A 10,471-nucleotide genomic window follows, 5' to 3' on the forward strand; every position below is an offset into this window, starting at 1 on the left:
CGGCCGCCCCCGTCCTCCTCGGCGTCGACCTGACGCGGAAACGAACCGAAAGGCACAGCAGTGGGAGTGATCTCTGACCACCTCGACCTCTGGGGTGAAGCGCTGTGGGGAACCATCGCGCTGTTCCTCGGCGGTGGCCTCATCGCCGTGGTGCTCGGACTCATCGTCGGAGCGGCCCGCGTGTCCCCGGTCCCGATCGCGCGCGGCGTCGGCGCCGTGTACGTGAACTGGATCCGGAACACCCCGCTCACGCTGGTGATGTTCTTCTTCGCGTTCTGCCTTCCGATCCTGCTGGGGGAGCGGGTCAACTCGCTGCTGCTGGCCACGATCGCGCTCGGCATCTACACCGCCACGTACGTCGCGGAGGCGATCCGCGCCGGCATCAACACGGTGCCGGTCGGACAGGCGGAGGCGGCACGGGCCGTCGGCCTCAACTTCGGCCAGGTCATGCGCTTCGTCGTGCTACCCCAGGCGACGCGGTCCGTGGTCCCGCCGCTCATGAGCGTGCTCATCGCCCTCATGAAGAACACCACGGTGGCCGCCGGCTTCTCGGTGGTCAACCTCGGCACGATCCGGGCGGCGCTCAGCGAACGCGGCGAGAACGCCCTCGTCGTGCTGCTCTGGGTCATGGTCATCTTCATCGTGCTCGTGCTGCTCCTGAGCTGGGTGCAGCGCGTACTCGAGAACAAGTGGAGGATCGCGCGATGAGTTCCGTCCTGTTCGACGTCCCGGGCCCCCGTGCGGTCGCCCGCAACCGGATCATCGGCGCCGTCACGATCCTGATCGTCCTCGCCGTGCTCGGCTGGGTGGTCTGGCGCCTCTACGCCACCGGCCAGTTCTCCGCGGAGAAGTGGAACATCTTCACGTACTCGGCAGTCTGGGTGCGATTCGGGGAAGGGCTGCTCAGCACGCTCTCCGCCTTCGCCGTCGCCGGCGTCGGCTCGCTGGTCCTCGGCTTCGTCCTCGGCATCGGCCGTCTCTCCGAGCACGCCTGGGTGCGGGAGCCGGTGCGGTGGATCATCGAGATCATGCGGGCGATCCCCGTCCTGATCCTCATGATGCTGCTGTACTACGGCCTTCCGGTGATCGGCATCAGGATGCCGCCGTACTTCGCGGTGGTCATCGCGCTCATCGTCTACAACGGCTCCGTGCTCGCAGAGGTGCTCCGCGCCGGGATCGAGTCGCTGCCGCGCGGACAGAAGGAGGCCGGCTACGCGATCGGTCTGCGCAAGACCGGGGTCATGTACTTCATCCTCATCCCGCAGGCCGTCCGGGCAATGATGCCCGTGATCATCGCGCAGCTCGTGGTGGCATTGAAGGACACCGCGCTGGGCTTCATCATCACGTACCAGGAGCTGCTGTACGTCATCAACCAGATCGGCAACCAGGCGCCCTACGGGTCGCCGCTGATCCCCGCTGCGATCGTCGGCGGCTCGATGTACGTCGCGGTCTGTCTGGTGCTCTCCTACATCGCCTACCGCCTGCAGCGTCGGGCGAAGCGCTCGGCCAAAGCCGGGCCGGACGAGGCAGACCCTCGCCAGCACGACGGCGAGACGAACACGTCGCTCATCGTGGCGCAGCGCGGGCTGGGCAAGTTCGACGCCAACAGCTCCGGCGCTTCCGGCCTCTGAGCCGCTACCGGCGCGGGACGCCCGTCCCGCGCCGGTAGACTCGACTCCCGTGTCAGAGTCTCCGGAAATCACCCCCGAAGCGGTCGAAGCCGCTGTCGCCGACGCCCTCGCGGCGATCGATGCGGCCGCCGACACCGCCGCGCTGAAAGCCGCCCGTGCGGCGCACGTCGCGGAGGGATCGCCGCTCGCGGTCCTGAACGCCTCGATGCGCCAGGTCGCCCCCGAGAACAAGGCCGCGTTCGGCAAGCTCGTCGGTCAGGGCCGCGGTCGTGTGAACCAGGCGCTCGCGGCGAAGGAGGCCGAGCTGGCCGCCGCCGAGGTCGCCGCGCGCCTGGAGGCCGAGCGCGTCGACATCACCGCCGTCCCGTCGCGGACGCGTGTGGGCGCCCGGCACCCGCTCGCTCTCCTGCAGGACCATGTCGAGGACATCTTCGTCGGCATGGGGTGGGAGATCGCGGAGGGGCCGGAGCTCGAGCACGAGTGGTTCAACTTCGACGCGCTGAACTTCGACGTCGATCACCCCGCTCGCCAGGAGCAGGACACCTTCTACGTCGACCCGACCTCGCGCCACCTCGTCATGCGCACGCACACGAGCCCGGTGCAGGTGCGGTCGATGCTGAACCGCGAGGTCCCCATCTACGTGCTGTGCCCTGGCCGCGTGTACCGCACCGACGAGTTCGACGCCACGCACCTCCCGGTCTTCACGCAGTTCGAGGGCCTGGTCGTCGACAAGGGCATCACGATGGCGCACCTCAAGGGCACGCTCGACCACTTCGCGAAGCAGCTCTTCGGCCCGGAGGCCAAGACCCGCTTCCGCACGAACTACTTCCCCTTCACCGAGCCCTCCGCCGAGCTCGACCTGTGGCACCCGACCTTCAAGGGCGGCGCGCGCTGGATCGAGTGGGGCGGGTGCGGCATGGTCAACCCGAACGTGCTGCGCGCGGCCGGGATCGACCCGGAGGTGTACAGCGGCTTCGCGTTCGGCATGGGCATCGAGCGGGGGCTGATGTTCCGCAGCGATGTGCAGGACATGCGCGACATGGCCGAGGGTGATGTCCGTTTCAGCGAGCAGTACGGGATGGTGGTGTGATGCGCGTCCCGCTTTCGTGGCTGCGTGAGTACGTCGATCTGGCAGCGGATGCCACGCCCGAGGACGTCCTCGCGGCGCTGGTGACCGTCGGCTTCGAAGAGGAGGACGTGCACCGCTTCGACATCACGGGTCCCGTGGTGGTCGGCCAGGTCGTCTCGCTCGAGCCGGAGCCCCAGTCGAACGGCAAGACGATCAACTGGTGCCAGGTCGACGTCGGTCCCGAGCACGGCGGCGTCCGTGGGATCGTCTGCGGCGCGCACAACTTCGCCGTCGGGGACAAGGTCGTCGTGACCCTGCCCGGCGCCGTGCTTCCCGGGCCGTTCCCCATCGCCGCCCGCAAGACCTACGGTCACGTGTCGGACGGCATGATCGCCTCCGCGCGCGAGCTGGGTCTCGGCGACGAGCACAACGGCATCGTCGTGCTGAGCGACCTCGGCATCGATGCGCCCGTGGGTACGGACGCGATCGCGCTGCTGGGCCTCGACGACGTCGCGGTGGAGATCAACGTCACGCCGGACCGCGGCTACGCGTTCTCGGTGCGCGGCGTCGCCCGCGAGTACTCCCACGCCACGGGGGCGGCCTTCCGCGACCCCGCCGAGCGCGACTTCGCCGAGCTGCAGCCCGGTTCCGGACACACGGCCGTGGTCGACGACCAGGCACCGGTGCGCGGCAAGGTCGGTGCGAGCGAGTTCGTCACCCGGGTCGTGCGCGACGTCGATCCGTCGCGGCCCACTCCGCCGTGGATGATCGCGCGCCTGAGCCTCGCCGGCATGCGGTCGCTGGGCGTGCTCATCGACATCACGAACTACGTCATGCTCGAGCTCGGCCAGCCGCTGCACGGCTACGACCTCGACAAGCTCACGGGCGGCATCACCGTCCGGCGCGCGACGCCGGGGGAGAAGATGACCACGCTCGACGGCGTGGAGCGGAAGCTGCACGTCGAGGACCTCCTCATCACCGACGACTCCGGTCCCATCGGCCTCGCCGGTGTCATGGGCGGCGGCACCACCGAGATGAGCGACACCACGCGGAACGTGCTCATCGAGGCGGCGACCTTCGACGCGACGACCATCGCCCGCACGGCCCGCCGTCACAAGCTCCCGAGCGAGGCGTCCAAGCGCTTCGAGCGGGGCGTCGACCCGCTGATCCCCTTCGTCGCGGCCCGGCGCGCAGCCGACCTCATGGTCGAGCTCGCCGGCGGCACGCTCACGGAGGAGGGCGGAGCGCTCTTCGCGGAGGTCTTCGTCGCCGAGATCGAGCTCCCGCGCGGCTTCGTGCAGGGGCTGATCGGCGTCGACTACACCGACGACGAGATCACCGGCGCGCTGACGACGATCGGGGCGGAGGTCACCGCGGCGGAGAACGGCTGGACGGTCATCCCGCCGACGTGGCGCCCGGACCTCACCGACAAGTGGACGCTCGCCGAGGAGGTCGCCCGCATCCACGGACTCGACCGCATCCCCTCGGTGCTGCCGACGCCGCCGTCCGGCCGCGGTCTCACGGCACATCAGCAGGGGCGCCGCCGCGTGGTGAATGCCCTCGCCGCCGCCGGGTTCGTCGAGACCCCGGCGTTCCCGTTCACGACCGAGGCACAGAACGATCTGCACGGCTCCGCGTCCGGTGAGCACCTGCCCAGCATCCGCCTCGCGAACCCGCTCGACGGGCAGGTGCCGTTCCTGCGGCGCTCGCTCATCCCCGGTCTGCTGCAGACCGCGCACCGCAACATCTCGCGCGGGCTCACCGATCTCGCGCTGTTCGAGACGGGCGCCGTGTTCGTCCCGGAGCCCGGCGTGGAATACGGCACCGCCGAGGTCCCGCCGCTCGGCGTCCGGCCGTCGGATGAAGTGCTCGCCGCGCTCGACGCCTCCATCCCGCCGCAGGAACGCCACGTCGCGGTGCTGCTGACCGGCAACGTGTCGCCGCGTCAGCCGGGTCGTGCCGCCGAAGCCGCCGGGCTCGTCGAGGCGCTCGACGCGGTCCGCGTGATCGGGGCCGCCGCGGGCATCGAGATCGACGTCGTGCAGACGCAGCGCGCCGCGCTCCACCCCGGACGCACCGGTGCGCTCGTCGCCGCCGGCGAGGAGGTCGGCTACGTCGGCGAGCTGCATCCCGCCGTCGCCGAGGAGGCCGATCTGCCGGGTCGCGCCACCGTGCTGGAGCTGGACCTCGACCGGCTGCTCACGCTCGCCGGAGGACGCATCGTGGCGGCGTCGCTCTCCACGTTCCCGGCCGCAACGCAGGACGTCTCGCTCACGCTCCCGGCCGAGGTGCCGGCAGGCGCGGTCCGCGCTGCTCTCGCCGAGGGCGCGGGTGCACTGCTGGAGTCGGTCCGGCTCGTGGACGACTACCGCGGCGAGGGCGTGCCCGAGGGATCGAAGTCGCTGACGTTCGCCCTGCGTTTCCGCGCCGAGGACCGCACGCTGACCGCCGCGGAGGCCTCCGAGGCGAAGATGGCGGGCGTCGCCGTCGCCGCGGAGCGCTTCGGCGCCGCCCTCCGCGACTGATCCTAATGCCGCGCGGCTTCCTCGGGTGGCCGCGCGGCAGCAGGCGTTCGCGCGGCACTAGGCGACAGCAGCACCCACAGCCTGTACTCGCGTGGTGACCTGTACTCGCGTGATGCCTGTACTCGCGTGGTGGCCTGTACTTGCGTGACGGCCTGTACTCGCGTGGTGGCCTGTCCTGCCGCTCCGCTCTGAGCGGAGGCCCTTCCCCCGGGTCGTCGATCCTGATGACATGGGCACATGACGGATGTGCTGATCCTCGGGGGAACCGGATGGCTGTCGGGGCGCATCGCCGCGCATGCGCTCGGGGCGGGGGCGACCGTGACCTGCCTGGCCCGCGGGGGACGCCCGGCGCCGCCGGGAGCGACCCTCGTGCTGGCGGACAGAGATGAGGAGGCCGCCTACGACGTCGTCTCGCGCACCGATTGGGACCACGTCGTCGACGTCTCCTCCCGCGCCGATCACGTCTCCGGGGCGGTCCGCGCACTCGGCGACCGTGCCGCCCGGTGGACGTACGTGTCGTCGATGTCGGTCTACCGCGACGACGAGACGGTCGGGACCGACGAGTCGGCACCGCGGCACCCGGCGGCGCAGGCCGGTGAGGACGACGACTACGCGCGACAGAAGGTCGCGGCGGAGGATGCCGTGCAGGCGAGCCTTGGCGACCGCGCGCTCCTCGTCCGTCCCGGCCTCATCGTCGGCGGCGGCGACCCCAGCGATCGCTTCGGCTACTGGGCGGCGGCGTTCCTCCGGGCGTTGGACGAGCCGGTGCTGCTCCCGCCGCTGGAAGGGCGCACAGCGCAGGTCATCGACGTCGAGGACGTCGCCGCCTTCGTCGTGTCCGCCACCGTCACCGGTGCCGTGAACGCGATCGGCGACGTGCGCGAGCTGGGGGACGTGCTCCGGACCGTGCGCGCGGCCACCGGGCACACCGGGCCGCTCGTCGTCGGCACGGAGGACCGTCTCGTCGCGGAAGGCGTCGCGTACTGGGCGGGACCGCGGTCGCTGCCGCTGTGGCTGCCGCCCGAGATGAGCGGATTCATGACCCGCTCGAACGCGCGGTATCGCCGCAGCGGAGGCACGCTCCGCTCCCTCGACGAGACGGTGGAGCGCGTCGTGGCGGACGAGCGCGAACGGGGCGTGGACCGGGAGCGGCGCGCCGGACTCACACGGACGGAGGAGCGGGCGCTGCTCGACGCCCTCGCTCGCTAGACTGCGAGGCAGTGACACGGGGTGCCGCATCCGCGGCTGAGATCACACCCGTCGAACCTGATCTAGTTCGTACTAGCGAAGGGATGTCGCCCATGAGCGATCCTGTGCGTCCGCAATCCGTCCTCGACCTCGCCGTCACGGCGGGAAGGCTGCGGGAGGAGGTCAGGGCTACGCCGCCGTTGACGCACTGCATCACGAACGCCGTCGTGACGGGGTTCACCGCCAACGTGCTGCTGGCGCTCGGGGCGGCGCCGGCCATGGTCGACATCGTCGGCGAGGCCGAGCCGTTCGCCGCTGCCGCCTCGGGGCTCCTCATCAATCTCGGGACGCCGACCCCGGAGCAGCGGGAGGCGGGCAGGGAGGCCGTGGCGGGAGCGCACGCCGCCGGCACGCCGTGGGTGCTCGATCCCGTCGCGATCGGCACCCTCCCGGTGCGGACGGCCCTGGCCCACGAGCTGGTCGCGCTGCGCCCCACCGCCATCCGCGGCAACGCATCGGAGATCCTCGCGCTGGCCGGACACAGCAGCGGCGGCCGCGGTGTCGACGCGACGGACGGGACCGAGGCGGCAGCAGCGGCGGCGCGGGAGCTCGCCGACCGGCACGGCTCCGTGGTCGCCGTCTCCGGTCCGGTCGACCTCCTCACCGACGGGAAGCGGGTGATCCGCATCGCTAACGGGCACGAGCTGCTCAAGCGGGTGACCGGCGGCGGCTGCGCGCTGGGCGCGGTGATGGCGGCCTTCCTCGGGGCGTCCCGCGGTACCGGGACCGATGCACTAACGACGGTGGCCGCGGCGACCCTCGTCTACACGGTCGCGGCCGAGCAGGCGGCGGAGACCGCCCGCGGACCGGGCAGCTTCGCCGTCGGACTGCTCGACGCCCTGTCCGCCGTGACTCCGGGGGACCTCCGTGCCCGCGCCCGCGTCGAGGAGGGGGCCCGATGACCGTCGACCTGTCCCTCTACCTCGTCACCGATCGGTCGCTGTGCGGCGCTCGGGGGGTGGTGGAGACCGTCCGCGAGGCCGTGGCGGGTGGGGTCCGCATCGTGCAGCTCCGCGACAAGGAGGCGACGGACGAGGAGACCGTCGTGCAGCTCCTCGCCCTGTCCGCGGCCATCGACGGTCGTGCGCTGCTCGTCGTGAACGATCGCCTCGATGCGGCCGTCGAGGCCCGTCGCCGCGGTGCCAGGGTGGACGGGGTGCACCTCGGCCAGGCGGATGCCTCGGTGCTCCGCGCGCGCGAGCTGCTCGGCCCGGAGGCGCTGATCGGGCTCACGGCGAACACCCCTGCCCATCTCGATGCCGTGACCGCGCTGCCGCCCGGCACGGTCGACTACCTCGGGGTCGGCGTGATCCGCCCCACGCGCACGAAGCCCGACCATCCGGACCCGCTCGGCATCGACGGCTTCGCCGCGTTCGCCGCGCGCAGTGCGCTGCCGTGCGTCGCCATCGGCGGGGTGGACCTCGACGACACGGCGGCGCTGCGCGAGGCCGGTGCGGCAGGGATCGCGGTGGTCTCGGCGCTGTGCGCGGCAGAGGATCCGCGGGCCGCCGCCGCGGCCTTCCGTCGGCGGTGGCTGGGGCGGGCGGTGCCGCATGTGCTCAGCATCGCCGGCAGCGATCCGTCCGGCGGCGCGGGCATCCAGGCCGACCTCAAGGCGATCGCCGCGCACGGGGGCTACGGCATGGCCGCCCTCACGGCTCTGACCGCCCAGAACACGCAGGGCGTCCGCGCCGTGCACGTCCCTCCCGCGGAGTTCCTGCGCGCGCAGCTCGAGGCCGTCGCCGAGGACATCCGCATCGACGCCGTGAAGATCGGCATGCTCGCGGACGTCGAGGTGATCCGGACGGTCGCCGCGTGGCTCCGGGCGACGCAGCCCCCGATCGTCGTGCTCGACCCGGTCATGATCGCGACCTCGGGGGACCGGCTGCTCCACGCCGAGGCGGAGCGGGAGCTCCGGGACCTGCTGCCTCTGGCGACCGTGGTCACCCCGAACCTCGCCGAGCTCGCGGTGCTCGTCGGTCGCGAGGTGGCGGACTGGGCGGACGCGCTCGCCGCGGCGCGGGAGCTGTCGGCCGCCACGGGGACCGCGGCGCTCGTGAAGGGCGGTCACCTGCCAGGGGACGAGGCGCCGGACGCCCTGATCGATGCTGTGGCGGGAGAGCGCGTGGAGTTCCCCGGGGCACGCATCATGACGGAGAACACCCACGGGACCGGCTGCTCGCTGTCCGCGGCTCTCGCGACACGACTGGCGAGGGGCGACGATCCGGCGACCGCGGTCCGCGCCGCGCGCGCCTGGCTGCGGGAGTCCCTCCGCGCGGCGGACGACCTGGACGTCGGGCGAGGACACGGCCCGATCCATCACCTCGCGGGGCTCTGGGCGCGCGGCGGGGTCGAGACCCGGCCGACGCCGGAGGAGGTGGCCGCGGCCTGGTGGGAGGAGACCGCCGCGATCCGCCGCGACATCGATGCGCTGCCCTTCGTGCGCGCGCTCGCCGAGGGGACTCTCGACCGCGACGCCTTCGTCTTCTACCTCGCGCAGGATGCCCTCTACCTCCGTGAGTACGCCCGAGTGCTCGCGGAGGCGTCCTGCCTCGCCCCGACCCCCGACGAGCAGGCGTTCTGGGGCGACGCCGCGCACGGAGCGATCCGCGGAGAGCTGGAGCTGCACGCGTCGTGGCTGACACCGGAGACCGGGGTGAGCGGCGCCACCTTCGCGACCGAGCCCGCCCCCGCGACGGTCGCCTACCTCGACCATCTGCGGGCCGTCGCGTTCGGCGGCGACTACGCCGCACTGATCGCGGCCGTGCTGCCGTGCTTCTGGCTCTACACCGACCTGGGGGAGCGGCTCCATGCCGGAGCGTTCGGCGCGGCACCGCGCGACCCCCGGCATCCCTACGCGTCGTGGCTCGCGACCTACGCGGATCCGGCCTTCGCGGTGGCCACCCGACAGGCCGTCGCGCACGTCGCCGCCGCGGCCGCGAGGGCCGACGACGCCGGCCGGGAACGGATGCGGCGCGCCTTCCTCACCTCGAGCGCCCACGAACGCGCCTTCTTCGCCGCGCCGGTCGCGCACGCTGTCGTGTGACGCCCCGGATTTGCGGTGCCGAATGCGCCCGCGCTATCGTCGCCGCATGCCTTCGGTCGCCACCGCTCCTTCGACGCTCGTCCCGAGCGTCATCGCCGTGCGCCGACGTCGCGGCCGCCGATTCTAGGCGACCCCGCCCTTCTGCCTGCGTCCGCGCGGCGGTCGAGTGCCGGTGTCGCCGCCTCCGGCCCCGCCCCCGGTCCCGAGATCGTCGAGGACCCGACCGTTAAGGTAGAAGCATGACGTATTCCGTCGCCGTCTCCGGCGCCTCCGGCTACGCAGGCGGCGAGATCCTGCGCCTCCTGGCCGCTCACCCCGACGTCGAGATCCGCACCGTCACGGCGCACTCGAACGCCGGACAGCCTCTCGTCGCCCACCAGCCGCACCTCCGCTCGCTCGCCCACCTCACGCTGCAGGACACCACGCCGGAAGTCCTCGCCGGACACGACATCGTGTTCCTGGCCCTTCCGCACGGCCAGTCCGGGCAGTACACGGACGCCCTCGGCGACACCCCGCTGGTGATCGACGCGGGAGCCGACCACCGGCTCACCTCCTCCGCGGAGTGGGACGCGTTCTACGGCGGGGCGTTCCACGAGCCGTGGACGTACGGCGTGCCCGAGCTCCTCGTCGGAGCCGGTAAGCAGCGCGAGGCACTCCGCAGCGCGACGCGGATCGCCGCACCGGGATGCAACGCCTCCACGGTGAGCCTGAGCCTCGCCCCCGGTGTCGCGGCCGGCGTGATCGACCCTGGCGACATCGTCTCCGTCCTGGCCGTCGGCCCGTCCGGGGCGGGCAAGAGCCTGAAGACGAACCTCCTCGCCAGCGAGATCCTCGGCTCTGCGAACCCCTATGCCGTCGGCGGCACGCACCGCCACATCCCGGAGATCCGGCAGGCGCTCGCCGCCGCCCGCCCTTCGACAGGCTCAGGCCCTTCGACAGGCTCAGGGACCCA

7 protein-coding genes, 1 pseudogene and 1 riboswitch are annotated in these 10,471 nt (G+C 72.2%); all 8 genes and pseudogenes read left to right on the forward strand.

The window, feature by feature from the left end; all coding sequences use genetic code 11:
* Nucleotides 1-60: 60 nt before the first annotated feature.
* The gene (locus DW296_RS03745; RefSeq protein WP_136051138.1) at nucleotides 61-708 is read left to right on the forward strand and encodes an amino acid ABC transporter permease; all 648 of its coding nucleotides are present in this window, start codon (nucleotides 61-63) and stop codon (nucleotides 706-708) included.
* A complete protein-coding gene (locus DW296_RS03750; RefSeq protein ID WP_136051139.1) occupies nucleotides 705-1,631 on the forward strand; it encodes an amino acid ABC transporter permease in 927 nt (308 codons plus the stop codon). Before DW296_RS03745 ends, DW296_RS03750 begins: the two co-directional genes overlap by 4 nt.
* Before the next feature lie 49 nt (nucleotides 1,632-1,680).
* Nucleotides 1,681-2,721 carry a phenylalanine--tRNA ligase subunit alpha gene (gene pheS, locus DW296_RS03755; RefSeq protein WP_025105270.1) on the forward strand — a complete coding sequence of 347 codons (1,041 nt, stop codon included), beginning with the start codon at nucleotides 1,681-1,683 and terminating at the stop codon, nucleotides 2,719-2,721.
* The gene (pheT, locus tag DW296_RS03760) at nucleotides 2,721-5,225 is read left to right on the forward strand and encodes a phenylalanine--tRNA ligase subunit beta (protein ID WP_136051140.1); all 2,505 of its coding nucleotides are present in this window, start codon (nucleotides 2,721-2,723) and stop codon (nucleotides 5,223-5,225) included. Before pheS ends, pheT begins: the two co-directional genes overlap by 1 nt.
* A 237-nt stretch (nucleotides 5,226-5,462) precedes the next feature.
* Entirely contained in the window at nucleotides 5,463-6,434 is a 972-nt protein-coding gene (locus DW296_RS03765) for an NAD-dependent epimerase/dehydratase family protein (RefSeq protein WP_136051141.1), read from the forward strand.
* Between the two features lie 7 nt (nucleotides 6,435-6,441).
* A riboswitch (TPP riboswitch) is annotated at nucleotides 6,442-6,535 on the forward strand.
* Nucleotides 6,527-7,375: a hydroxyethylthiazole kinase gene (gene thiM, locus DW296_RS03770; RefSeq protein WP_136051142.1), complete on the forward strand. Its 849-nt coding sequence runs from the start codon at nucleotides 6,527-6,529 to the stop codon at nucleotides 7,373-7,375. (Overlaps the previous riboswitch by 9 nt.)
* Nucleotides 7,372-9,519 carry a bifunctional hydroxymethylpyrimidine kinase/phosphomethylpyrimidine kinase gene (locus DW296_RS03775; protein ID WP_136051143.1) on the forward strand — a complete coding sequence of 716 codons (2,148 nt, stop codon included), beginning with the start codon at nucleotides 7,372-7,374 and terminating at the stop codon, nucleotides 9,517-9,519. The genes thiM and DW296_RS03775 overlap by 4 nt, the downstream gene beginning before the upstream one ends.
* Nucleotides 9,520-9,758: 239 nt before the next feature.
* Nucleotides 9,759-10,471: pseudogene (locus tag DW296_RS03780) on the forward strand (N-acetyl-gamma-glutamyl-phosphate reductase); the annotation flags it as partial.

It is taken from the genome of Microbacterium sp. K36 (assembly GCF_004794355.1).
GTDB classification, from domain to species: Bacteria; Actinomycetota; Actinomycetes; order Actinomycetales; family Microbacteriaceae; genus Microbacterium; species Microbacterium paraoxydans_D.